Consider the following 23,571-nt stretch of genomic DNA (forward strand, 5'->3'; position numbering starts at 1 on the left):
CCACGTCAGGGAGCGCACCGTGACCGCGTCCAACGCGTTCGCCGGAGAGGAACCCGAGTACCTCGACGACGACAGGGGAGCAACAACACCGCACTGTGCCGCGCAGGTCGACCCGCTGGCCGGCCTGCGCGCACCGGGCGATCCGCCCTGGGACGTCTACCTCACCGGCACCGTCTTCCTCGACATCGTCTTCACCGGCCTCGCCTCCGCCCCGGTGCGCGGCACCGAGTCCTGGGCGCGCGGGATGGGATCCAGCCCCGGCGGCATCGCCAACATGGCCACCGCCCTCGCCCGGCTCGGCCTGAAGACCTCGCTCGCGGCGGCCTTCGGCGACGACCACTACGGCGAGTACTGCTGGGACGCGCTCGAACAGGGCGAGGGCATCGACCTCTCCCCGTCCCGGACCGTGCGCGGCTGGCACTCGCCGGTCACCGTCTCCATGGCCTACGAGGGCGAGCGGACCATGGTCTCGCACGGCCACGAACCGCCCGCCGACACCCTGTTCCGCCAGCAGAACGCACCCGGCCGCCCCGCCCACGCGCGCGCCGCCGTCGCCTCGCTGCTGCCCGGCAAACGCAACCCGTGGATCGCCAGGGCCGCCGCCGAGGGCACCCGGATCTTCGCCGACGTCGGCTGGGACGACACCGGGGCGTGGGACCTGGCGAGCCTCGCCGACCTGGAGCACTGCGAGGCGTTCCTGCCGAACGCGGAGGAGGCGATGCGGTACACCGGCGCCGACTGCCCGCGCGCCGCCGCGCACGCCCTCACCGCGTACGTGCCCCTCGCCGTGGTCACCCTCGGCGCGGACGGCGCGTACGCCGTCGACGGACGCACCGGCGAGTCCGCCGAGGTCCCGGCCATCGCCGTGGAGGCCCTCGACCCGACCGGCGCCGGCGACGTCTTCGTCGCCGGCTTCGTCACCGGCACCCTCGCCGACTGGCCCCTCGCCGACCGCCTCGCCTTCGCCGGCCTCACCGCCGCGCTGTCCGTCCAGGAGTTCGGCGGCTCCCTCTCGGCCCCCGGCTGGTCCGAGATCGGCGCCTGGTGGCGCAAGGTGCAGTCGGTCGAGGGCCAGGACCCGGCGGCACTCCGGCGCTACGCGTTCCTGGACGGCCTGGTACCGGGGGAGGACCAGGCCCGCCCCTGGCCACTGCGGAGAGCGGTACCGACGATCGGCTTCGGCCGCGCGGGGTGACCGCAGGAGTGGGGACGCTCACCGGCGCCGGCCGGGTGCCGCTGCGCCCACCCGTGCCGCCCTGCGGCACGCCTGCCCGCAGCTGAGTAGCTGAGTAGCTGAGTAGTCGTGACGCGGCCCGCGGCTGGACAGCGCCCCGTCAGGGGCGCTGGGGTCCCCCCGGCCGAAGGCTGGGGGAGGAACTGCGCGACCAGCCCCCACCGGCCCGCGCCCGACGGCGGACCGAAACCGCCCCCACCTACCCCCCGGTCACCCTCGCCACCTGCGCCCGCACCAGCTCCCGTCCCGCCTCCGACACCCCTGCCAACGCCCCGGCGAACAGCTCCTCCACCCCACCGTCCCCCGCGCTCACCACATACCCCTCCCGCACCGCGACCCTCAGCACACCCTCCGTGTCGACCGCCGCCGCGGCCAGCGTCGGCACCTCCCCGCCCGCCGGGTCCGCCACCTTGGCGAACGCGCCCCGCACCGGCTCCCGCCAGCGCAGCGCCAACAGCACGGGAGACTTCGCCACCACCTCGGCGAGGTCCACCTCCTCCACCCCGTCCGCGGTGAGCACGTCGGCCCGCGCGTCCAGCACCAGCGCCGCCGGCAGCAGATCCCGCAGGCTCGACCCCGCGATGTTCCCGCCGACCGTCGCCGCCCGGCGCACCGCCCCCGTGCCGACGCCCTTCGCGGCCAGCCGCAGCACCTCCGGAACCCGGTCGTCCACCTGGTGCAGCAGCACCGCTCCGCCGAGCACCCCGTCTCCTATCACCGTCGCCTCCGGCACCTCCCGCAGGGACACCGCCTGTTCCGGGAAGCCGTCCCGCTGCCAGGCGGCCCACACGAGGGTCGCTCCGCCGACGGGTATCGCCCCCTCGGCCAGGCATTCCCGGGCCTCGGACACCGACGTGGGCAGTCGCAGCTGCACGGCTACCTGCTTTCTGAGGGGCTCTGTAAGGACATAAGGACGTAGCTCGGATTCTGCCCCGGCGTGCAGGAGCGCATGCAGGGCTCACGGTTTCACTGAGGGCGCCTTTCCCGGCGAAAAGCCCTACGGCGTTGTCAGTGCCACGTCGTACGCTTGATACCGCGAGGCCGCCCTCAGCTACGCGGCCGTGATGAGGAGGAACCGCAGGCCTTAAGCGCCGGCCCATGACTCAGACACCCACAGCTCACTCTCCCGCGCAGCAGCAGGCCCGAGCTCAGTTCGAGGTTCCCGCCCAGCACCCGATGGTCACGGTACTGGGATCCGGCGACTCCCTGCTGCGTGTGATCGAGAAGGCCTTCCCGGCGGCCGACATACACGTCCGGGGCAATGAGATCAGCGCGGTCGGCGAGGCGCATGAAGTCGCCCTCGTCCAGCGCCTGTTCGACGAGATGATGCTGGTGCTCCGCACCGGGCAGCCGATGACGGAGGACGCAGTGGAACGCTCGATCGCCATGCTGCGGGCGAGTGAGAACGGGGAGGGCGCGGAGGAGACCCCGGCCCAGGTTCTGACCCAGAACATCCTGTCCTCGCGCGGCCGCACCATCCGCCCCAAGACCCTCAACCAGAAGCGGTACGTCGACGCGATCGACAAGCACACGATCGTCTTCGGCATCGGCCCCGCCGGTACCGGAAAGACGTACCTGGCCATGGCCAAGGCGGTGCAGGCCCTGCAGTCCAAGCAGGTCAACCGCATCATCCTGACCCGGCCGGCCGTGGAGGCGGGCGAGCGGCTGGGCTTCCTGCCCGGCACGCTCTACGAGAAGATCGACCCCTACCTGCGCCCGCTGTACGACGCGCTGCACGACATGCTCGACCCGGACTCGATCCCGCGCCTGATGGCGGCCGGGACGATCGAGGTCGCGCCGCTGGCGTACATGCGCGGCCGTACCCTCAACGACGCCTTCATCATCCTGGACGAGGCCCAGAACACGAGCCCCGAGCAGATGAAGATGTTCCTCACCCGCCTCGGCTTCGAGTCGAAGATCGTGATCACCGGTGACGTGACGCAGGTCGACCTGCCCAACGGCACCAAGAGCGGTCTGCGTCAGGTGCAGGACATCCTCGAAGGCGTGGAGGACGTGCACTTCTCCCGGCTGACGTCCCACGATGTCGTACGGCACAAGCTGGTGGGCCGTATCGTCGACGCGTACGAGAAGTTCGACAGCCAGCACGGCACGGAGAACGGCGCGCACCAGGGCGGCCGCTCGAAGTCCGGGCACAAGGGGAAGTAGACAAGCACCGCGCCATGTCGATCGACGTCAACAACGAGTCCGGAACCGAGGTCGACGAGCAGGCGATCCTCGACATCGCCCGCTACGCGCTCGCACGGATGCGCATCCACCCGCTCTCCGAGCTCTCGGTGATCGTCGTGGACGCCGACGCCATGGAGCAGCTGCACATCCAGTGGATGGACCTGCCCGGGCCCACCGATGTCATGTCCTTCCCGATGGACGAGCTGCGGCCGCCGTCGAAGGACGAGGAGGAGCCCCCGCAGGGGCTGCTCGGCGACATCGTGCTCTGCCCGGAGGTCGCCGCCAAGCAGGGCGCCGAGGCCGAGACCCAGCACTCCATGGACGAGGAGCTCCAGCTGCTCACCGTCCATGGCGTGCTGCACCTGCTCGGCTACGACCACGAGGAGCCCGACGAGAAGGCCGAGATGTTCGGCCTACAGGCGGCCATCGTGGACGGCTGGCGCGCGGAGCAGGGCCTGACCGGGCCCTCGCCGGCGCCGACGGTCTCCTAGTCGGGCGGGTCGTCCTCGAATGAGTCCGCAGATCGTTCTCGGCGCGATCGCCCTGGTCGTCGTCGCCTGGCTGGCCGCCTGCGCCGAGGCCGGTATCGCCCGCGTCTCCAGTTTCCGCGCCGAGGAGGCGGTGAAGTCCGGGCGGCGCGGCAGCGCCCGGCTCGCCGAACTCGCCGCCGACCCGACCCGCTACCTCAACGTGGCGCTGCTGGTCCGCGTCGCCTGCGAGATGGCCGCCGCGGCCCTGGTCACCTACGAGTGCCTCCAGGAGATCCCCAGCACCTGGCAGGCGCTGCTCGCCGCGATCGGCGTGATGGTGCTCGTGTCGTACGTCGCCGTCGGCGTCTCCCCGCGCACCATCGGCCGCCAGCACCCGCTGAACACGGCCACGGCCGCCGCGTACGTGCTGCTGCCGCTGGCCCGGATCATGGGCCCGATCCCCTATCTCCTCATCCTCATCGGCAACGCGCTCACCCCCGGCAAGGGCTTCAGGCGCGGCCCGTTCGCCTCCGAGGCCGAACTGCGCGCCCTGGTCGACCTCGCCGAGCAGGAGTCCCTGATCGAGGACGACGAGCGCCGCATGGTGCACTCCGTCTTCGAGCTGAGCGACACGCTGGTCCGGGAGGTCATGGTGCCGCGCACCGACCTCGTCGTCATCGAGCGCTACAAGACCATCCGGCAGGCCCTCACCCTCGCGCTCAGGTCCGGTTTCTCGCGGATACCCGTCACCGGGGAGAGCGAGGACGACATCGTCGGGATCGTGTACCTGAAGGACCTGGTCCGCAAGACGCACATCAGCCGGGACGCCGAGGCCGACCTGGTCTCCACCGCGATGCGGCCCGCGTTCTTCGTCCCCGACACCAAGAACGCCGGCGACCTGCTGCGCGAGATGCAGAAGGAACGCAACCACGTCGCCGTCGTCATCGACGAGTACGGCGGCACGGCCGGGATCGTCACCATCGAGGACATCCTGGAGGAGATCGTCGGCGAGATCACCGACGAGTACGACCGTGAACTCCCGCCCGTCACCGACCTCGGGGACGACCGCTACCGGGTCACCGCCCGCCTCGACATCACCGATCTCGGCGAGCTGTACGGCCTGGAGGAGTACGACGACGAGGACGTGGAGACCGTCGGCGGGCTGCTCGCGAAGGCCCTCGGCCGGGTCCCGATCGCCGGTGCCTCCGCCCAGGTCGAACTCCCCGACGGCCGCAGGCTGGCCCTCACCGCCGAGTCGGCCGCCGGCCGCCGGAACAAGATCGTGACGGTGCTGGTGGAGCCGGTGCCGGTGCCCGACGCCTCGGAGGACGACCCCGAGTGACCCCGGACCAGCTGCGCGCCCTCTGCCTCTCCTTCAACGCGGCCGAGGAGGACTTCCCCTTCAACCCGGACATCTCCGTCTTCAAGGTGCTCGGCAAGATGTTCGCGCTGAGCTGGATGGACGCGAAGCCGCTCAAGGTCAACCTCAAGTGCGATCCCGAGGACGCGATCCGGCTCCGCGCCGACCACGAGGGCCTGATCACCCCCGGCTACCACATGAACAAGCGCCACTGGAACACCGTCACCGTGGACGGCGAACTCCCCGACCGGCTCGTGAGAGAGCTGGTCGAGGACTCCTACGACCTTGTCGTCGCCGGGCTGCCGAGGGCGGAGCGGCTGCGGCTGGACCGGCCCTAGACCCGCTCGCCGGGCCGGGCGCGGCGCAGGCCGAGCGCGACCAGGACGGCCGCCGCCAGCACGATCGCCGCGTCCAGGGCGAGGACCGTGTGGACGCCGGTGAGCAGGCTGGGCGAGGTGGTGGCCAGGACGCCCAGCAGCGGGATGCCGATCGTGAGCCCCACCTGCTGGGTCGAGGTCACCAGACCGGTGGCCAGGCCCTGCTGCTCGTCCGGGACGCCCGCGGTGACCGTCAGGCCGTACGAGATGATCGCGCCCAGGTGGCACATGCTGGCCAGGGACACGGCGGCCGTGGCGACCCACACCGACCAGGTGTGGGCGTTCAGCAGGAGCAGCGCCGCGACCAGGGCGCCCTGGCCGGCCAGTGAGCCGACGAGGGTGCGGTGGGCGCCGTAGCGGCCGATGACCTTCGGGGCGAGGGTGCCGGCGACCGCCGACAGCACGCCCTGCACACCGAAGACCAGGCCCGTCTCGAACGCCGACAGCCGCAGGACCTCCTGGAGGTACAGGGTCAGCGCGAAGACGACCGTCGACATCATCGAGAACGTGACCAGCCCGCCCACATTGCCCCAGGCCACGGTCGAGCGGCGCAGCATCGGCAGTGAGACCAGCGGGGCGGCGGCACGGGACTCGACCGCGACGAACGCGGCCAGCAGGACCACCCCCGCGACGAGGGCGGCGACGACGTCCGCGCGGGCGAAGCCGTTCCCGGCGGCCGTGGAGAGGGCGTAGATCAGGGAGAGCAGGGCGGTGGTGACCGTGATCGCGCCGGGGACGTCCAGGCGCGGGCGGTCGGGGGTGCGGGACTCGGGCAGCAGACCGGGCGCGAGGGGCAGCACGATCAGGGCGAAGGCCGTCAGCAGGGCCATCGTCGAGCGCCAGCCGAGGACGTCGGTGAGGAGGCCGCCGGCCACCATGCCGACGGTGAAGCCCAGCGACAGCAGCGTGCCCGAGATACCGAGGGCGCGGTCCCGGGCCGGGCCCTCCGGGAAGGTGGTGGTCAGCAGGGACATGCCGGTCGGGACGATCGCCGCCGCGCCGAGCCCCTGCAACGCCCGGCCGGTCAGGAAGGACGCCGGGTCCCAGGCCAGGGTCGCCAGCAGCGAGGCCGCGCCGAACAGGGCGAGTCCGCTCAGGAACAGCTTCCGGCGACCGTAGAGGTCGCCGATCCGGCCGAAGAGCAGCAGGAAGCCGCCGGACGGCAGCGCGAACGCGGTCACCGCCCACTGCAGGGCGGAGCGGCTCATGCCGAGGTCGGTGCCGAGGGCGGGCAGGGCCACGTTCAGGACGGAGAAGTCCAGGGCGACCATGAACTGGGCCGCGCACAGGACGAAGAGGACGAGCTTGTCGCGCCTCGACAGCCGCGGGGTGCCGGGCGGGGTGAGAGGGGTGGTGGGTTCGGTGATCGTGTCGGTCGCCATGGCAACGAGCATCCGGCGGACGGAATAGCCGTGGGGAGTCGGAACTTATGGTGGTGGTGGCACCACCAGACACGGCGACGAGGGGGATCGGTACGTGGCTGTCGCGGATGCGCTGAGGGCCCAGCAGCGGCGCGAACTGAGGGAGTTCCTGAGGAGCCGGCGGGCCAGGGTCTCGCCTGCCGAGGCCGGACTCCCGGACGGCGGGGCGCGGCGGCGCACGCCGGGACTGCGCCGGGAGGAGGTCGCCGTGCTCGCCGGGGTGGGTGCCTCCTGGTACCAGTGGCTGGAGCAGGGGCGGGACATCTCCGTGTCGCCGCAGGTGCTGGACGCGGTGGCGCGGGTGCTGCGGATGGGCGACGCCGAGCGGCGGCACCTGTATCTGCTGGCCGGGCTGAACCCTCCGGCGCCCCGGCCGGCGCCCGAGCGGCAGGACATGGGCGCGGGGCTGCGGCGGCTGATCGACACCTGGATGCCGTATCCGGCGCACATCATGGACATCTACTACAACTGCGTGATGTACAACGACGCGGCGGCGTTCGTGCTCGGCATGCGGCCGGACATCACACAGAACTGTCTCGTCGACTTCTTCACCGACCCGCTGTACCGGTCCCGGTCGGCGAGCTGGGACCGCAACGCGCGGACGGTGGTGGCGCAGTTCCGGGCGGCGAGCGCGGCGCGGCCGGACGACGAGGGGTTCCAGGCGTTGCTGGCGCAACTGACGGAGTCCAGTGCGGAGTTCGCGGAGCTGTGGGCGGAGCGGGACATCGAGGACGCCGGGCTCATCCGCAAGGAGCTGGAGCATCCGCTGGTGGGGCTGCTGTGCCTGGAGTCCACGGCGATGAGGGTGCCGGCCCGGCCGGACCTGACGATCGTGCTGCACACGCCGCTGGAGGAGGCCGGGACCGCGGCGAAGCTGGAGTGGCTGGCCTCGCCGGAGGGGCGGCGCGGGGCGATGTACCCGGTGGCGGGGTGAACGAGGGGGCGGGCCGGGTTGTTCGTATGCTCGGGGCATGACCGACAGCAGCGCGCTTGATCCCGAGGACCGCAAGATCGTCACCCTGGCCCGTTCGGCCCGGGCCCGCAACGGGGTGCCCGAGGGGGCGGCCGTACGGGACTCCACCGGCCGTACGTATGTCGCGGGGAGCGTGGAGCTGCCCTCGCTGGCGCTGAGCGCGCTGCGGACGGCGGTGGCGATGGCGGTGGCGTCGGGGGCGGAGTCGCTGGAGGCGGCGGCGGTCGTGAGCGGGGCGGAGGAGGTCGACGCCGACGACTTGGCCGCCGTGCGGGATCTTGGGGGGCCGGGGACGCCGGTGCTGCTGGCGGGGCCGGACGGGGAGGTTCGGCTCACCGTCTCCGCGTGACCTTTCTGCCCACCGGCCCACCGGCCCACCCACCCACCCGACTCGGTCCGCCGAGAAGCGAGGACTTGTTGACTCCGTCGGGGGAGGGGTGGGGTTGGTTGACTGGGGTGGTGGGGGTGCGTAGGCGGGTGCGGCCTCGTCGTGGTTGCTCGCGCAGTTCCCCGCGCCCCTGAAGGGGCGCTGACTGAGCCCACCTAAGGGGCGCGGGGAACTGCGCGAGCAACCCCCGCGCGCCTGCACTCGCGCCGATACCGCAACCACCCCACCGGTCCGACGCGCGCCCTTCGGCCAACCCCCGGAGGAAGGTAGGCCGGAATTCAACCTTGTCGGTCTGTGTCTCTGACGCATCAATGGGAACGTGCAATCCGACGGGCCGTCAGATTCTGATGGTGCGTCGGTTCCAGTGCCCCGCGGTGTGCCCGCATCCACCCGGACCGGGGCCGTCATCCCCACATGGCATTCCCACGTAACGGGAAGGGAGACCGATCCCCATGAAACGAATCGCCACCGGTGCGGCACTCGCGGCGGGGGCCCTCGCCGCCACGGCGCTGGCCTTCGCGCCCACGGCAGCCGCCGTCACTCCGACCACCGCGACCGTCACCGCCAGCTGCGGCATCTTCGGCGGCGGCGCGGCCACGCTCACCGCGACCCAGAGCGGCACGAGCGCGACCCTCACGCTCACCTCCACCGCGATCACCACCCCGCTCGCCCTGTCGGCGAACTCCATCGCCTCCACGCTGACCATGGCCAACTCCACCGGTGCCACCCGGACCTTCAGCGGCACCGTGAACCCGGCCATGGCCGCCGGCAGCGCCGTCACCGTCGGCCCGCTCCCCGGCACCGTGGCCTCCGGCGACAGTCTCGACTTCTACGGCGGCTCGCTGAAGATGGTCATCTTCGGCATCACCGTCACCTGTACGTCCAGCGCCGCCCAGTCGCCCGGACCCTTCGTCTTCTGACCGGGCCGGCTGACGGGTTCGTTCCGGATGCCGCAGAAGCTGATGAACCGTCAGGTTTCTGCGGCATCTCCATTGACTTCTCACGCGGCCTCCACATCAATGGCCCCCTGTCGGCGCAGAGGAGCCGCTGCGCCCGCAACCCTCAGGAGGGGGCCAAGATGGGTTCACCCCCAGGATCACGAAGATCCCGACGGTGGCGCTGGATCTCACTGTTCGGGGCGACCGCGCTCGCGGTCACGGCGGGCGGTGCGCTGGCCTGTCCGGCCGGTGCCACCGGCACGAACGTCGACTTCGCCACGCACTGCATCCCGCCCGCCGTCGCGGGCCTCCCGCCGATCGACGGCACCACCACCGCCAACATCTCGGTGGACAACACCAGCCCGAAGGTCGGCGACACGGTCACCGTGACCTACACCGTGGTCACGCCCGCCGCCAACAACCCCACCGCACTCGCCCTGCCGGCCGACATCATGACGCCGACCGGGAAGGTGACGTTGGGCGGCGCGCAGACCGGTGACGTGACGGTGACCGGGCCGAAGAAGAACGATCCGGTGCCGGGGTACGGGACCTTCCCGTCGTTCTCCATGACCGGGACGTTCACCGTCACCTCGGCGGGCGCCATCACGCTCTCGCCCAGTGACTACAACATCCACACCAGCTACATCCTGGAGCTGGACACCCCGTGCACGGTCACCAACCCGCCCGCCCCGGTGTCGGAGACCGTCACGGCGACCTCGACCACCCCGGTCAACAACCGGGCCATCAGCCTGGACAAGGCCTCCGGCAACCCCGGTGACAGCGTGACCGTCAGCGGGCAGAACTTCACGCCGGGCGCGACCGTGACGCTGGCCGGACGGTCGGGCAGCAGCCAGACCGCGGACACGGCCACGGCGACCGCGGGCTCCGACGGTTCCTTCAGCGCGCCGATCGTCGTCAACGACAAGACGACGACCGGGATCGTGGCGTACGAGGGGAGCGCGTGGAGCGACACCGCGGGGGCCGGTCCTGCCGCCTACGTCGTGAACGACACGACGCCTGTGCCGGACGGGAGTCAGAAGCTGACGACCACGGTCAAGGCGGGCACCCTGTCCATGTCCCAGGCCGGGGACTCCGTCGCGCTGTCGGCGGTCGACTTCGGTCAGGGCGGGGCCTCGACGGGCGCGTTGCAGACCGTGACCGTCAAGGACTTCCGCGGCGGGCCGGCCGGCTGGTCGCTCACCGGCAAGGTCACCGACTTCACCGGTCCGGGCGCCAAGATCGACGCGGGCAAGCTCAGCTGGACCCCCGCCTGCGCGACCAAGACCGGCAGCCCCAGCACCTGTGCGGCCGGTTCGGCGGGCGCCGTCGGCGGTTCCGGAGCGACCCTCGCGTCGACGCCGGACTCCACGCTCACCGGCGGTCAGTTCACGGTCGACGCCGGACTCTCCCTGGACGTACCGGCGTTCACGCCTCCGGGGTCGTACTCCGGAGTCCTGACCCTGACGCTCACCTGAGCCAACTCCCCGCGTGGCGGCCGGGCTCCCGGAGACGGGGGCCCGGCCGTCACCCGACCGCTTCCGACCGGGGGTCCGCACCCATGCGTCGCGCCAAGCCGTACGTCCTCCTCCTGAGTCTGTTCCTGACCCTGCTCCCGGGCGTCTTCCTCACGGCGGGCCCCGCGCGCGCCGCCGACAACGGCAGCTGGTCCGTGTACCCGGTCGCCTCCAAGATCGCGGCGCGGCCGTACTTCTACCTCTCCCTCGACCCCGGGCAGACGATCACCGACAAGGTGGCCGTCGCCAACAAGACCGGGAAACCGCTGACCTTCCGGCTGTACGCGGCCGACGCCTACAACACCGCGCGCGACGGTGGCTTCGCCGTCCGGACCGTGAAGGAGCGGATGCGGGGCGTGGGGGCCTGGGCGAAGCTCACGAAGGCGCGGGTCACGGTGGCGCCGCACAAGACGGTGACGGTGCCCTTCACCCTGCGGGTGCCCCAGGGGGCCGAGCCCGGTGACCATCCCGGCGCGATCGTGGCGCTGGACGAGCGCGTCGACCCCGGGTCGGGCTCCCTGGCGCTCGGGGTGCAGCGGGCCGTCGGCGCCCGGGTCTATCTGCGGGTGAGCGGGCCGACACTGCCGGCCCTCGCCGTCGAGAACGTGCACCTCACCCATCACCAGCCGCTCGTCCCCGGCCTCGGCGACAGCACGGCGACGATCTCCTACACCCTGCACAACACCGGGAACGTCACCCTGGACCCGAAGGTACGGCTGCGCGCGCAGGGCCTGTTCGGCCGGACGCTGCTCAGCCGCGACCTCACCGGCGTCCCCTCCGAGCTGCTGCCGGGGGAGCGGGTCCGGCTCACCGCGCCCTGGCGGGACGCGCCCCAGTTCGACTGGGGGAACGTGACGCTGACGGCCAGCGCGACCGGCACCAAGGAGTCGGCGAGCGCCTCGTTCCTCGCGCTGCCGTGGCTGGTGGTGGCGCTGGCCTTCGTCGCCGGGGTGGCGGGCGGCGTGCTGATCGCCAGGACCCGCCGGGGCTCGGGGACGCCTCTGCTGAAGCGTCTCAGAGGGCGTCGGGGCCGCGCTCGCCCGTCCGCACCCGTACGACCGTCTCCACCGGCAGTGCCCACACCTTCCCGTCCCCGATCTTCCCCGTCTGCGCGGCCCTGACGATCGCCTCGATCACCGGCTCGGAGTCGGCGTCGTCGACGACGACCTCGATCCGGACCTTGGGGACCAGGTCGACCTGGTACTCGGCGCCCCGGTACACCTCGGTGTGGCCGCGCTGCCGGCCGTACCCGCTGGCCTCGGTCACGGTCAGGCCGTGCACGCCGAGTTCCTGGAGGGCGGTCTTCACCGCGTCGAGGCGGTAGGGCTTGACGATCGCGGTGACGAGCTTCATGGCTGGGTGGTGACCTTCTGGGCGGTGGGGAGGACGGAGTGGCCGACCGGGGCGCCGTGGCCCAGGACCCCGTGATCGTAAGCCGTCTCGGCGTGCACCGTAAGGTCCAGCCCGGTGTGCTCCTGGTCCTCGTCCGCCCGGAAGCCCATGACCTTGTCGAGCAGCCTGCCGATGCCGTACGTCACGGTGAAGGCGTACGCGGCCACGACCACGACCGCCACCGCCTGCTTGCCGAGCTGGGCGAGCCCGCCGCCGTAGAAGAGGCCCTCGGCGCCCCCGGTCATCGCCTTCTCCGCGAACAGGCCGATGAGCAGGGTGCCGATGACTCCGCCGACCAGGTGGACGCCGACGACGTCCAGCGAGTCGTCGTAGTCGAACCGGAACTTCCAGCTCACGGCGTACGAGCAGACCACGCCCGCCGCGAGGCCGACGACGAGGGAGCCGAGGAGTGAGACCGAGCCGCAGGACGGGGTGATGGCCACCAGGCCCGCGACCGCGCCCGACGCGGCGCCCAGGGTCGTCGGGTGGCCGTCGCGCTTCTGCTCGACGAAGAGCCAACCGAGCAGGCCGGTGCAGCCGGCGGCCAGGGTGTTGAGGAAGGCGGCGGCCGCGAGGCCGTTCGCGCCGAGCGCGCTGCCCGCGTTGAAGCCGAACCAGCCGAACCAGAGCAGACCGGCGCCCAGGACGACCATGGGGAGGTTGTGCGGGCGCATCGCGTCCTTCTTGAAGCCGAGCCGGGGGCCGAGGACCAGGCACAGCGCAAGACCGGACGCCCCCGAGGTGATCTCGACCGGCAGACCGCCCGCGAAGTCCAGCGCCCCGAGGTGGTGCGCGATCCAGCCACCGGGGCCCCACACCCAGTGCGCCACCGGAACGTATACGAGCAGCGCCCAGACCGGGACGAACACCAGCCAGGCCCCGAATTTCGCCCGGTCCGCGATCGCGCCGCTGATCAGCGCGGCCGTGACGATCGCGAAGGTGAGCTGGAAGGTGGCGAAGAGCAGGGTGGGCACGGTGCCCTGGACGCTGTCCGGACCGAGCCCGCTCATCCCGGCGTGTTCGAGGCCGCCGATCAGCCCGGCCGCCGCGTCCGGTCCGAACGCCAGCGAGTAGCCGCCCGCCAGCCACACCACCGTGACCAGCGCGATCGACACGAAGCTCATCATCAGCATGTTGAGGACGCTCTTCGTGCGGACCATGCCGCCGTAGAACAGGGCCAGGCCCGGTGTCATCAGCAGGACCAGGGCGGTGGCGGCGAGCAGCCAGGCGGTGTCACCGGTGTCGGCGTGCGCGGCGGCGAGGTACACGGGGCGTCTCCAACCTGGGCGGGGGCTCGTCAGAGGGTCACCGGTTCCCGTTTCCGGTCGCGTACGGCTGTGTTTCCGTGACGTTTCGTTGCCGTGGGGTTACCGAAATCTCACGGTGCGGCGGGGTGTCGTGGATCAGGGAGAATGGGGGCCATGAGCGTTCGCAGCCAGTCAACCGAGCCGTCGGAATCGTCGGAGGCCGTCCACCGGGCGGGCTTCGCCTGTTTCGTCGGGCGTCCCAACGCGGGCAAGTCCACCCTCACGAACGCTCTGGTCGGGCAGAAGGTGGCGATCACCGCGAACCAGCCGCAGACCACGCGGCACACCGTGCGCGGCATCGTGCACCGGGAGGACGCCCAGCTGATCCTCGTGGACACCCCCGGCCTGCATAAACCGCGCACGCTCCTCGGCGAGCGCCTCAACGACGTGGTCCGCACCACCTGGGCCGAGGTCGACGTGATCGGCTTCTGCCTGCCGGCGAACGAGAGGATCGGTCCCGGCGACCGGTTCATCGCCAAGGAACTCGCGGGGATCAGGAAGACCCCCAAGGTCGCCGTCGTCACCAAGACCGACCTCGTCGACTCCAAGACCCTCGCCGAGCAGCTGATCGCGATCGACCAGCTCGGCAAGGAGCTGGGCTTCGAGTGGGCGGAGATCGTGCCGGTGTCGGCGGTCGGCGACAAGCAGGTGAGCCTGCTCGCCGACCTGCTCGTCCCGCTCCTCCCCGAGGGCCCCGCCCTCTACCCCGAGGGCGACCTCACCGACGAGCCCGAGCAGGTCATGATCGCGGAACTGATCCGCGAGGCGGCCCTCGAAGGCGTCCGCGACGAGCTCCCGCACTCCATCGCCGTCGTCGTCGAGGAGATGCTCCCCCGCGAGGACCGCCCCGCCGACAAGCCCCTCCTGGACATCCACGCCAACCTGTACATCGAGCGCCCCAGCCAGAAGGGCATCGTCATCGGCCCCAAGGGCACGCGCCTGAAGGAGGTCGGCATCAAGAGCCGCAAGCAGATCGAGGCACTGCTGGGAACCCCGGTCTTCCTCGACCTGCACGTGAAGGTCGCCAAGGACTGGCAGCGGGACCCGAAGCAGCTGCGCCGACTGGGGTTCTGAGGCCGGCCCCGGGGTCAGGTCCGGGTCGGTGCCATGTCCTGGAGGCCCACCACGCGCAGCAGTTGCAGGCGTTCGTAGGACTCCGTGCCCGGGCGGGCCGTGTGGACGACGAGTTGCTGGTGGGTGTCGGCGTTGAGGAGGACCTCGCAGTCGAGTTCGAGGAGGCCGACGGTGGGGTGGCGGAAGCGTTTGGTGGCGGCTCGGCGTACGGCCACCTCGTGGTCGGCCCAGAGGCGGGCGAACTCCTCGCTGCCGGCCAGGAGTTCGGCGACCAGGGCGGCGGGGGCCGGGTCGGCGGGGCGGGACGCGGCCACCGCGCGGAGGTTCGCCACGTGTTCGCGGGCCCGCGCCGGGCGGTCCTCCGGCGGGAACAGGTCGCGGGCTGACGGGTCCAGGAAGTAGCGGCGCAGCAGGTTGCGCTCGCGCGGCGGGCGGGCCAGCACATCGCCGCTGAGCGCCCGGGACAGCGCGTTCTGGGCCAGGATCTCGCCGCAGTCCGTGGACACCAGCGCCGGGGTGTCGTGCAGCCGGTCCAGGACCAGGAGAAGGCCGGGGCGGACGTGGGTGCTCGCGGTCTCCCGGCGCGGGGGCTCCTCGCCGGTCAGGTGGAACAGGTGGTCCCGTTCGTCCTCGGTCAGGCGCAGGGCGCGGGCCAGCGCCGTCAGCATCTGGCGGGACGGGCGCGGGCCCCGGGACTGTTCGAGGCGCGTGTAGTAGTCGGCCGACATGCCGGCCAGCGACGCCACCTCCTCGCGCCGCAGCCCCGGTGTGCGCCGCCGGACGCCGGGTGCCAGGCCCACGTCGGAGGGGTCCAGGCGGGTACGGGCGCGGCGCAGGAAGTCGGCGAGTTCGGGGCGGTCCATGTCTCCAGGGTGGCGCCGCCCGCCCGCCTTATCCAGGGACCGTCGATCCCCTGATCGGAAGGTCTCTCCCGGTGCCGCCGCGGGACGGCGAGGGTGGGGGCACCAGAGCGAAGGAGACGGTCATGATCACTCTTGTCACCGGTGCCACCGGCCAGGTCGGGCGGCGCTTCGTGCCCCGGCTGCTGGCCGAGGCCCGGATGGGGGCCCAGGCGGGGATGGGGGTCCCCCCGCGCGAGCGAAGCCGAGCGCGGGGGAGGGTACGCGTGCTGGTGCGGGACGCGGCCCGGGGGGAGCCGTTCGCGGAGCTGGGCGCCGAGGTCGTCGTCGGGGACCTGCGGGACGAGGAGGCGCTCGGCAAGGCCGTCGCCGGGACGGACGCCGTGGTGAACGTCGCCGCCTCCTTCCGCGGGGTGCCCGACGAGGAGGCCTGGGCCGTCAACCGGGACGCGGCCGTCGCGCTCGGCCGGGCCGCGCTCGGTGCCGGCGTACGACGGTTCGTGCAGGTCAGCACCGGGAACGTGTACGGCACCGGACGCGGCCGCCCGCTCGTCGAGGACGACGAGAGCCGGCCCGGCGGCGAGATGTGGGGCGCCTACGCGGAGTCCAAGGCGGCCGCCGAGCGGGAGCTGCTCGCGCTGGCGGACGGCATGGAGGTCCGGATCGGGCGGCTGCCCTTCGTCTACGGCGAGGGGGACCCCCACCTCGCCGACTCCCTGCGCTGGGCCGTGAACTGGGCCCCCGCCCAGCGCCTCCAGATGGCCCACCACGCGGACGTCGGACAGGGGCTGCTGCGGCTGCTGTACGCCCCGGCCGTGAACGGCCCGGTCTACAACATCGCCGACGACGCCCCCGTCACGACGGTCGAGCTGTACCAGCTCAACGGTGTCGAGGTGCCGGCCGGCCTGAGCGAGCGCGGCGACCGCGACCCCTGGTTCGGGATCATGTCGAACCGGAAGATCCGCCGGGACCTCGGCTTCCGGCCGATCCACCCCAGCGTCTGGACCGCCCGGGACGCCGGCGCCCTCTAGAGCGGGCCCTAGTCGACCCCCCGTATCCGGCCCACGAGCCCCGCCCCCGCCAGCCCGATCACCGCCGCCACCAGGTAGAGGACCCGGTAGCCGCCGAGATACGTGACGATCGGCGCGGCGAGGGCGGGGGCCGCGACCTGCGGCAGGGCGTTGGCGACGTTGATGACGCCGAGGTCCTTGCCCCGGTCCAGGGCCTTCGGCAGGACGTCCGTCATCAGCGCGAAGTCGACCGAGGTGAACACCCCGAAGCCGATGCCGAGGAAGGCCGCCGCGACGATCGCCCCGGGCCAGGTCTGCCAGGCCGCGAGCAGCGCCGTCGCCGCCGCCATCAGCATCCCCGACCAGACCACGAAGGGCTTGCGGCGGCCCAGCCGGTCCGACCAGACCCCGCCGACCACGACCGTCGCCATCAGCGTCAGCCCGTTTACGGCGGTCAGGATCAGCACGCCCTGCTCGGGGTCGTGGTGGTGCAGGCGGTCGCGGAGGTAGTAGAGGAGGTACAGCAGGACCAGCGCGTTGCTGAGGTTGATCAGGAAGCGGGTCAGCCACGCCCAGCCCAGGTCCGGATGGCGGCGCGGGCTCAGCCAGAAACCGGCCAGGAAACCCCGCCAGGACCACGCGGGCCGGTCCGCGGGCGCCAGCCGCAGGTCCGGGTGGCGGAGTACGTACGGCAGCACGCCCAGCGCCGTGAACACCGCGCAGGCCACATAGCCCGCCCCGACGCCCCCGGCGGCCGTCGCCAGGCCCGTGCCGCCGACCACGCCGAGGATCTGCGCGGCCCCCAGCCAGCCGCCCACCGCACCCCGCTGGAGCCTCGGCACCCGGTCCGGCACCGCCGCCGTCACCGCCGCGAAGGCCGCGTTCAGCGTCAGCTGGACCAGGGCCCAGCCCAGCATCATCGTCCACATCCCGCCGGCGCCCGCGAGCAGCAGCAGGGACAGGGCCCCGCCCGCCGTGCCGGCGACGATCCACGGGGTGCGGCGGCCCCAGCGGGACGTCGTACGGTCCGACAGCGCGCCGAAGACCGGGTTCGCCGCCAGCGACACCACCGCGCCGACCCCGGTCACCCACGCCAGCATCGTCTCCTTCGACATCCCGGAGCCGGGCGCGAAGTCCTTGGCCTGGGAGGCCAGCAGGATCTGCAGCGGGCCGTACCAGCCCACCCAGATCGCCCCGTTGGCGAGGGAGAGGGCCGACGTCCAGCCCCGGCCGACCTTCTCGGCCGGTTCCGCCAGGGCGGCCGGCTCCCCGGCCGGCTCACGTGTCGTCGTCATCTCTGCGCCCTCAGCACGTCCCGGAACCAGTGGTACGACGCCTTCGGTGTCCGCGTCTGGGTGGCGTAGTCGACGTGCACCAGGCCGAAGCGGCGCTCGTAGCCCTCCGCCCACTCGAAGTTGTCGAGGAGGGACCAGACGAAGTACCCGCGCACGTCCACGCCGGCCTCGGCCGCCTGGTGCAGCGCCCGGATGTGGCCGTCCAGGTAGGCGATGCGGGCCTGGTCGTCGAGGCCCTCGTAGGAGCAGCCGTTCTCGGTGATGACGACGGGCGGCAGCCGGTCGCCGTAGCGGTCGCGGAAGCCGGTGAGGAGTTCGGTGAGGCCCTCCGGGACCACCGGCCAGCCGAAGTCCGTCACCGGGACGTCCTCGATGTCCTGGACGGAGAAGGGGAGTTCGGCGGGGAGGGTGAGCCCGCCGAACTCGATCTCGGTGCCCTGCGGGGCGCCCACCCTGGTCGGGGCGTAGTAGTTGATCCCGTACCAGTCGAGCGGTTCGGAGATCACCTTCAGGTCGGCGGCGACGTCGCCCGGCATCAGGTCGCCCATGCCGTCCGGGTACGCGCCGAGCAGGACCGGCTCGGCGAACAGGCGGTTGAGGAGGAGGTCGTAGAAGGCGGCCGCCTCCAGGTCCGCCGGCTCCTGGGAGGCCGGCCAGGTCGGGCCGTGGGAGTTGGCGATGCCGATGTCGCCGGCGCCGGCTGCGCGCAGCGCCTGAACGGCCAGGCCGTGGGCGAGGAGCTGGTGGTGGGCGACCGGGAGCGCGTCGAACATCAGCTGCTTGCCGGGGGCGTGGGCGCCCAGGGCGTGGCCGAACAGGGTGTGTTCGGCGGGCTCGTTGAGGGTGATCCACTTCTTGACGCGGTCGCCGAGCCGGTCCACGACCGTGGCGACGTGCTCGGCGAAGCGGTTCGCGGTGTCCCGCTCCAGCCAGCCCCCCGCCTCCTGGAGGGCCGACGGCAGGTCCCAGTGGAAGAGGGTGGGGACCGGGCGTACGCCCGCCGCGCACAGGTCGTCCACGAGACGGTCGTAGAAGTCCAGGCCGCCCGTCGAGCGGACCCTCGGCCAGGAGATCGAGAAGCGGTACGCGTCCACGCCGAGGCCGGCCAGCAGGGCCGTGTCCTCGCGGTGGCGGTGGACGTGGTCGCAGGCCACCGCCGCCGTGGAACCGTCCTTGATCCGGCCCGGTTCCGCCTCGAACGCGTCCCAGACGGACGGCTCGCGCTCGTCGGCCGCGCCCTCGATCTGATGGGCCGAGGTCGAGACACCCCAGAGGAAGCCGTCCGGGAACCGCGGGAAGGGGGGCATCGGATTGACCGAGTCACTCAGCATGGCCGGGATCATCCTTACCCCCGGTTACGTAAGTCAACGCCCGGACGGGAACTACCCGTTACGCGCCCTCTTTCAACACCCGGGAGATCAGTTCGCGTTGCTCGTCGGTCAGCCGGGGATCGGCCGCGTACACCGTCCGTCCGTCCACCGTGATCTCGTAGGCGAACCCGTCCGGCACCCCGGGCGGCGGAGCGCCCCGGCCGGCCGCGAGCGCGCGCTCGGCCAGGGTCTGCCACTCGTGGGCGTCGGGCCGGCCCGAGGTGTCCACCTCGGCCCGGCGCTCGATGCCCGCGAACCCGCCCGTACGCCTCACCTGAATACGCATGGGTCCCTGTGTAGTACGTACTCAGCCGGTCTGCACCCCCACCTGGGCCCAGGCCTTGAGGACCGCCTCGGTCTCCTCGCCCTCCTTGTAGCGGGCCTTGGCGGCGGTCACCGTGAGCTTGGCGAAGTCCGTGAACCGGGCGTCCGAGGCCAGCTCGCCGCCGGTGAGGACGTCGTACCAGATCTGCCCGGCCCGCTCCCAGGCGTTGCCGCCGAGGGCGGTGGCGAGCAGGTAGAAGGCGTGGTTGGGGATGCCGGAGTTGATGTGCACCCCGCCGTTGTCCCGGCTGGTCCTCACGTACTCCGCCATGGTCGCGGGCTGCGGGTCCTTGCCGAGGCGGGGGTCGTCGTACGCGGTGCCCGGGGCCTTCATGGAGCGCAGCGCCACGCCGTGCACGCCGGGGGCGAGCAGGCCCTCGCCGATCAGCCAGTCGGCCTGGTCGGTGCTCTGGCCGAGGGAGTACTGCTTGATGAGGGAGCCGAAGACGTCGGAGACCGACTCGTTGAGGGCGCCGGACTGGCCGTAGTACTCCAGGTTGGCGGTGTACTGGGTGACGCCGTGGGTGAGCTCGTGGCCGATGACGTCGACGGAGCTGGTGAAGTCGGTGAAGATCACGCCGTCGCCGTCGCCGAACACCATCTGCTCGCCGTTCCAGAAGGCGTTGTCGTAGTCGCGGTCGTAGTGCACGGTCGCGTCGAGCGCGAGCCCGTTGCCGTCGATGGAGTCGCGTTCGTACGCCTTCAGGTACAGCTCGAAGGTGGCGCCGAGGCCGGCGTAGGCGCGGTTGACGGTGGCGTCCTGGCCGGGCTCGGAGCTCTCCTCGCGGACCTTGGTGCCGGGCAGGTCGGTGCCGTGCTGCGCGTCGTAGATCGTGCGGCGCGGGGTGGCGTCGGGGCCCGCCGGGGCGGCGATCGCGCCGAGGGTGCGCACGGCGGTCACGCGGCGCCGGGTACGGGCCGCGGAGTCGTGCTGCAGGGTGCGCAGCGCGGAGTCGGCGAGCGTGCCGTCCTCGTGCTGGGCGAGCTGGTCGAGGATGTGCGGCGGCACGATCCCGCAGAAGACGGGCGTGCGGCGGATGACGGGCTCGGAGCCCCCGTGGGTCGTCATGCACGGCACCCTCGCACTGCGTCACGTGGCTGTCACTACCCGCAACCATGATTGGTGAAATACCGTGACAATTGACCACGCTCCGTGAGGGGGAGTGGTATGGCGCACGTTTTGTCCTGTTCCTCCCCCTGGTCCCGCATACTGATACGGCGCCCCGCGTCCGAAGGGGCTCGGCTAGCATGCGGAGCATCATGCGTTTCGGGCTGCTTCTTCTTAGCTGCCGCGGCGAGGGCCTGTAGTCCAGGTCGACTCCCTCCCCGCGGAGCTTCGCGTTGCGTCGTCGGCCGTCCTTCCGGACACCCACTAGGAGCCCCGCAATCATGGCGAACCGCCAGCAGCCCAGCAGCATGCCGATCCACAAGTACGGCCGCTACGACCAGGTCGACATCCCGGACCGCACCTGGCCGGACAACCGGATCACCGTCGCCCCCCGCTGGCTCTCCACCGACCTGCGCGACGGCAACCAGGCCCTGATCGACCCGATGTCGCCCGAGCGCAAGCGCCGGATGTTCGACCAGCTGGTCAAGATGGGCTACAAGGAGATCGAGGTCGGCTTCCCGGCCTCCGGCCAGACCGACTTCGACTTCGTGCGCTCGATCATCGAGGAAGAGGGCGCGATCCCCGACGACGTCACGATCTCCGTACTGACCCAGGCCCGCGAGGACCTGATCGAGCGGACCGTGGAGTCGCTGAAGGGTGCCAGGCGGGCCACCGTCCACCTGTACAACGCCACCGCCCCGGTCTTCCGCCGGGTCGTCTTCCGCGGCTCCAAGGACGACATCAAGCAGATCGCCGTCGACGGCACCCGCCTGGTGATGGAGTACGCCGAGAAACTGCTGGGCCCCGAGACCGAGTTCGGCTACCAGTACAGCCCGGAGATCTTCACCGACACCGAGCTGGACTTCGCGCTGGAGGTCTGCGAGGCGGTGATGGACGTCTACCAGCCCGGCCCGGGCCGCGAGATCATCCTCAACCTGCCCGCCACGGTGGAGCGTTCGACCCCGTCCACGCACGCGGACCGCTTCGAGTGGATGAGCCGCAACATCTCCCGCCGCGAGCACGTCGTCATCTCCGTCCACCCGCACAACGACCGCGGCACCGCCGTGGCCGCCGCCGAGCTGGCGCTGATGGCCGGCGCCGACCGCGTCGAGGGCTGCCTGTTCGGGCAGGGCGAGCGCACCGGCAACGTCGACCTGGTCACCCTGGGCATGAACCTGTTCTCGCAGGGCGTCGACCCGCAGATCGACTTCTCCGACATCGACGAGATCCGTCGTACGTGGGAGTACTGCAACCAGATGGAGGTCCACCCGCGCCACCCGTACGTGGGCGACCTGGTCTACACGTCCTTCTCCGGCTCCCACCAGGACGCCATCAAGAAGGGCTTCGACGCCATGGAGGCCGACGCGGCCGCGAAGGGCGTCACCGTCGACGACATCGAGTGGGCGGTCCCGTACCTGCCGATCGACCCCAAGGACGTCGGCCGCTCCTACGAGGCGGTCATCCGGGTCAACTCGCAGTCCGGCAAGGGCGGTATCGCCTACGTCCTGAAGAACGACCACAAGCTGGACCTGCCGCGCCGGATGCAGATCGAGTTCTCGAAGCTGATCCAGGCCAAGACGGACGCCGAGGGCGGCGAGGTCACCGGCGCCGACATCTGGGCGGTCTTCCAGGACGAGTACCTGCCGAACCCGGAGAACCCCTGGGGCCGTATCCAGGTCCGCACCGGCCAGTCGACCACCGACACCGACGGCACCGACACCCTCACCGTCGAGGCGACCGTCGACGGCGAGGACACCGTCCTGACCGGCTCCGGCAACGGCCCGATCTCCGCGTTCTTCGACGCGCTGCAGGGCCTGGGCATCGACGTACGTCTCCTGGACTACCAGGAGCACACGATGAGCGAGGGCGCCTCCGCGCAGGCCGCCTCCTACATCGAATGCGCGATCGACGGCAAGATCCTCTGGGGTATCGGCATCGACGCGAACACGACGCGTGCGTCGCTGAAGGCGGTCGTCTCCGCCGTCAACCGCGCGACGCGATAACCCCTCTGACCGGCGGTTTCGGGGCCCTGATCACCTGTTACGGCGATCAGGGCCCCGCTGCTTCTCGGCCATCCGGCCGTGGAGGTCACGGAAAGGTCTCGTACGGGGTACTGACTCCACCTCCTCCATGTGGCTAACATCACGCCAGCGGTGGCGATGTTGCCACGGCGTTACGGAGGTGCGACGTGCTGCCAGTACGGGGACGAGACGGCCGAACCGTCAGGCCTGCCCGCATTCTGGGCACCCGCACCGCGTGGACACCCGTCGGCGACGGCCAGTTCTTCTGCCCCGGCTGCGGAGGCGACCGCAACTACCAGCGCCTCACCGGCCGCCGCCGGTTCACCCTGCTCGGCGTGCCCGTGCTGCCGCGCGGCACCACCGGACCGGTCGTGGAGTGCGCCGCCTGCCGCCACCACTACGGCACCGACGTCCTCGACCACCCCACCACCACCCGCTTCTCGGCGATGCTCCGCGACGCCGTGCACACCGTCGCCCTCGCCGTCCTCGCCGCCGGCGGCACCTGTTCCCGTACGGCCCTGGAGGCGGCCGCGGCCACGGTCCGAGCGGCCGGTTTCGAGGACGCCACCGAGGACCGGCTGGGCGCGCTGGTCGACGCCCTCGCCGCGGACACCGGCCGGGTGTTCGAGCAGCCCGGCGGCGCGAGCCTCGCGATAGAACTGCACGAGGCCCTCGACCCCCTCGCCCCGCATCTCGCCCCCGGCGGCCGCGAGTCCCTCCTCCTCCAGGCCGCCCGCATCGCCCTCGCCGACGGCCCCTACACCACCGCCGAACGCGAGGTCCTCGGCACGGTCGGCGCGGCCCTCACCATCTGCGCCCACGACGTCACCCGCCTCCTGGCAGCGGCCCGCACACCGTCCTGAGCGTCACCCGCCCCGTCTCCGGCGCTCCGCGCGATCGGCTCTCGGCTCCCTGGGCCCGGCGTTCTCCCCGTGAGGCTCCGGCGTT

23 protein-coding genes are annotated in these 23,571 nt (G+C 71.8%); 14 read left to right on the forward strand and 9 right to left on the reverse strand.

The genetic code is table 11. The annotated features are described in order from the left end of the window. Nucleotides 1-19 precede the first annotated feature (19 nt). Nucleotides 20-1,195 (forward strand): carbohydrate kinase family protein, encoded by a 1,176-nt coding sequence (locus ACIPSJ_RS03380; protein WP_401343048.1) that lies wholly within the window; start codon nt 20-22, stop codon nt 1,193-1,195. A 238-nt stretch (nt 1,196-1,433) separates the two neighbouring features. Here ACIPSJ_RS03380 and ACIPSJ_RS03385 read toward each other — a convergent pair whose 3' ends face one another. Further along, nucleotides 1,434-2,108 carry an FAD binding domain-containing protein gene (locus tag ACIPSJ_RS03385; protein ID WP_401343050.1) on the reverse strand — a complete coding sequence of 225 codons (675 nt, stop codon included), beginning with the start codon at nt 2,106-2,108 and terminating at the stop codon, nt 1,434-1,436. Nucleotides 2,109-2,332: 224 nt separating this feature from the next. Here ACIPSJ_RS03385 and ACIPSJ_RS03390 point away from each other — a divergent pair, with 224 nt between their 5' ends. The 4 genes from ACIPSJ_RS03390 to ACIPSJ_RS03405 are packed head-to-tail and all read left to right on the forward strand — an operon-like array spanning nt 2,333 to nt 5,589. Continuing rightward, the gene (locus ACIPSJ_RS03390) at nt 2,333-3,400 is read left to right on the forward strand and encodes a PhoH family protein (protein ID WP_359224507.1); all 1,068 of its coding nucleotides are present in this window, start codon (nt 2,333-2,335) and stop codon (nt 3,398-3,400) included. A gap of 14 nt (nt 3,401-3,414) precedes the next feature. Next, nucleotides 3,415-3,912, forward strand: coding sequence for an rRNA maturation RNase YbeY (gene ybeY, locus ACIPSJ_RS03395; protein WP_181802918.1), 498 nt, complete (start codon nt 3,415-3,417; stop codon nt 3,910-3,912). Nucleotides 3,913-3,931: 19 nt separating this feature from the next. After that, the gene (locus tag ACIPSJ_RS03400; RefSeq protein WP_359224510.1) at nt 3,932-5,233 is read left to right on the forward strand and encodes a hemolysin family protein; all 1,302 of its coding nucleotides are present in this window, start codon (nt 3,932-3,934) and stop codon (nt 5,231-5,233) included. Continuing rightward, a complete protein-coding gene (locus tag ACIPSJ_RS03405; RefSeq protein WP_359224512.1) occupies nt 5,230-5,589 on the forward strand; it encodes an MmcQ/YjbR family DNA-binding protein in 360 nt (119 codons plus the stop codon). The genes ACIPSJ_RS03400 and ACIPSJ_RS03405 overlap by 4 nt, the downstream gene beginning before the upstream one ends. Here the strand turns inward: ACIPSJ_RS03405 and ACIPSJ_RS03410 are convergent. Beyond that, on the reverse strand, nt 5,586-7,010 hold the full coding sequence (locus ACIPSJ_RS03410) for an MFS transporter (protein WP_401343053.1): 1,425 nt from the start codon (nt 7,008-7,010) through the stop codon (nt 5,586-5,588). The two genes, ACIPSJ_RS03405 and ACIPSJ_RS03410, sit on opposite strands and share 4 nt — an antisense overlap. Nucleotides 7,011-7,104: 94 nt before the next feature. Between ACIPSJ_RS03410 and ACIPSJ_RS03415 the strand changes: the two genes are divergently transcribed. From ACIPSJ_RS03415 to ACIPSJ_RS03435, 5 genes are all read left to right on the forward strand, one after another. Further along, complete coding sequence (locus ACIPSJ_RS03415; RefSeq protein WP_359224517.1) at nt 7,105-7,983, forward strand: helix-turn-helix transcriptional regulator; 879 nt, start codon at nt 7,105-7,107, stop codon at nt 7,981-7,983. A gap of 37 nt (nt 7,984-8,020) precedes the next feature. Then, the gene (locus tag ACIPSJ_RS03420) at nt 8,021-8,371 is read left to right on the forward strand and encodes a cytidine deaminase (RefSeq protein WP_359224519.1); all 351 of its coding nucleotides are present in this window, start codon (nt 8,021-8,023) and stop codon (nt 8,369-8,371) included. A gap of 491 nt (nt 8,372-8,862) precedes the next feature. Continuing rightward, nucleotides 8,863-9,330 carry a hypothetical protein gene (locus ACIPSJ_RS03425; RefSeq protein WP_359218182.1) on the forward strand — a complete coding sequence of 156 codons (468 nt, stop codon included), beginning with the start codon at nt 8,863-8,865 and terminating at the stop codon, nt 9,328-9,330. Between the two features lie 158 nt (nt 9,331-9,488). Next, nucleotides 9,489-10,823, forward strand: coding sequence for a beta-xylosidase (locus ACIPSJ_RS03430; RefSeq protein ID WP_401343054.1), 1,335 nt, complete (start codon nt 9,489-9,491; stop codon nt 10,821-10,823). A gap of 83 nt (nt 10,824-10,906) precedes the next feature. Next, nucleotides 10,907-11,983: a WxL protein peptidoglycan domain-containing protein gene (locus tag ACIPSJ_RS03435; RefSeq protein WP_401343056.1), complete on the forward strand. Its 1,077-nt coding sequence runs from the start codon at nt 10,907-10,909 to the stop codon at nt 11,981-11,983. On the opposite strand, the gene ACIPSJ_RS03440 is transcribed toward ACIPSJ_RS03435, so the two are convergent. Both ACIPSJ_RS03440 and ACIPSJ_RS03445 read right to left on the reverse strand, forming a co-directional pair. Further along, nucleotides 11,877-12,215: a P-II family nitrogen regulator gene (locus tag ACIPSJ_RS03440; protein WP_359218188.1), complete on the reverse strand. Its 339-nt coding sequence runs from the start codon at nt 12,213-12,215 to the stop codon at nt 11,877-11,879. The two genes, ACIPSJ_RS03435 and ACIPSJ_RS03440, sit on opposite strands and share 107 nt — an antisense overlap. Continuing rightward, nucleotides 12,212-13,522, reverse strand: coding sequence for an ammonium transporter (locus tag ACIPSJ_RS03445; protein ID WP_365682735.1), 1,311 nt, complete (start codon nt 13,520-13,522; stop codon nt 12,212-12,214). Before ACIPSJ_RS03445 ends, ACIPSJ_RS03440 begins: the two co-directional genes overlap by 4 nt. Nucleotides 13,523-13,666: 144 nt before the next feature. Between ACIPSJ_RS03445 and era the strand changes: the two genes are divergently transcribed. Then, entirely contained in the window at nt 13,667-14,635 is a 969-nt protein-coding gene (gene era / locus ACIPSJ_RS03450; protein WP_359218191.1) for a GTPase Era, read from the forward strand. 14 nt (nt 14,636-14,649) lie between these two features. Here the strand turns inward: era and ACIPSJ_RS03455 are convergent, their stop codons facing one another. Further along, complete coding sequence (locus ACIPSJ_RS03455; protein WP_401343059.1) at nt 14,650-15,498, reverse strand: helix-turn-helix transcriptional regulator; 849 nt, start codon at nt 15,496-15,498, stop codon at nt 14,650-14,652. Nucleotides 15,499-15,620: 122 nt separating this feature from the next. Here ACIPSJ_RS03455 and ACIPSJ_RS03460 point away from each other — a divergent pair, with 122 nt between their 5' ends. Then, on the forward strand, nt 15,621-16,526 hold the full coding sequence (locus ACIPSJ_RS03460; RefSeq protein ID WP_401343061.1) for an NAD-dependent epimerase/dehydratase family protein: 906 nt from the start codon (nt 15,621-15,623) through the stop codon (nt 16,524-16,526). 8 nt (nt 16,527-16,534) lie between these two features. Here ACIPSJ_RS03460 and ACIPSJ_RS03465 read toward each other — a convergent pair whose 3' ends face one another. From ACIPSJ_RS03465 to ACIPSJ_RS03480, 4 genes are read right to left on the reverse strand one after another with little or no spacing between them, the layout of a single operon-like run. Next, nucleotides 16,535-17,800 carry an MFS transporter gene (locus tag ACIPSJ_RS03465; RefSeq protein ID WP_401343063.1) on the reverse strand — a complete coding sequence of 422 codons (1,266 nt, stop codon included), beginning with the start codon at nt 17,798-17,800 and terminating at the stop codon, nt 16,535-16,537. Continuing rightward, nucleotides 17,797-19,131, reverse strand: coding sequence for a GH1 family beta-glucosidase (locus ACIPSJ_RS03470; RefSeq protein WP_359218199.1), 1,335 nt, complete (start codon nt 19,129-19,131; stop codon nt 17,797-17,799). The genes ACIPSJ_RS03465 and ACIPSJ_RS03470 overlap by 4 nt, the downstream gene beginning before the upstream one ends. A gap of 58 nt (nt 19,132-19,189) precedes the next feature. Next, the gene (locus tag ACIPSJ_RS03475; RefSeq protein WP_359218201.1) at nt 19,190-19,456 is read right to left on the reverse strand and encodes a protealysin inhibitor emfourin; all 267 of its coding nucleotides are present in this window, start codon (nt 19,454-19,456) and stop codon (nt 19,190-19,192) included. A gap of 21 nt (nt 19,457-19,477) precedes the next feature. Further along, nucleotides 19,478-20,563, reverse strand: a complete 1,086-nt coding sequence (locus ACIPSJ_RS03480) for a M4 family metallopeptidase (RefSeq protein ID WP_401343065.1) — start codon at nt 20,561-20,563, stop codon at nt 19,478-19,480. Nucleotides 20,564-20,883: 320 nt separating this feature from the next. On the opposite strand from ACIPSJ_RS03480, the gene leuA reads away from it, so the two are divergent. Together leuA and ACIPSJ_RS03490 are read left to right on the forward strand one after the other, a co-directional pair. Further along, a complete protein-coding gene (gene leuA, locus ACIPSJ_RS03485) occupies nt 20,884-22,605 on the forward strand; it encodes a 2-isopropylmalate synthase (protein ID WP_359218206.1) in 1,722 nt (573 codons plus the stop codon). A gap of 185 nt (nt 22,606-22,790) precedes the next feature. Further along, entirely contained in the window at nt 22,791-23,486 is a 696-nt protein-coding gene (locus ACIPSJ_RS03490; protein WP_359218208.1) for a TerB family tellurite resistance protein, read from the forward strand. Nucleotides 23,487-23,571 lie beyond the last annotated feature (85 nt).

Source organism: Streptomyces sp. NPDC090088 (assembly GCF_044747345.1).
In the GTDB taxonomy this organism is placed as follows: domain Bacteria; phylum Actinomycetota; class Actinomycetes; order Streptomycetales; family Streptomycetaceae; genus Streptomyces.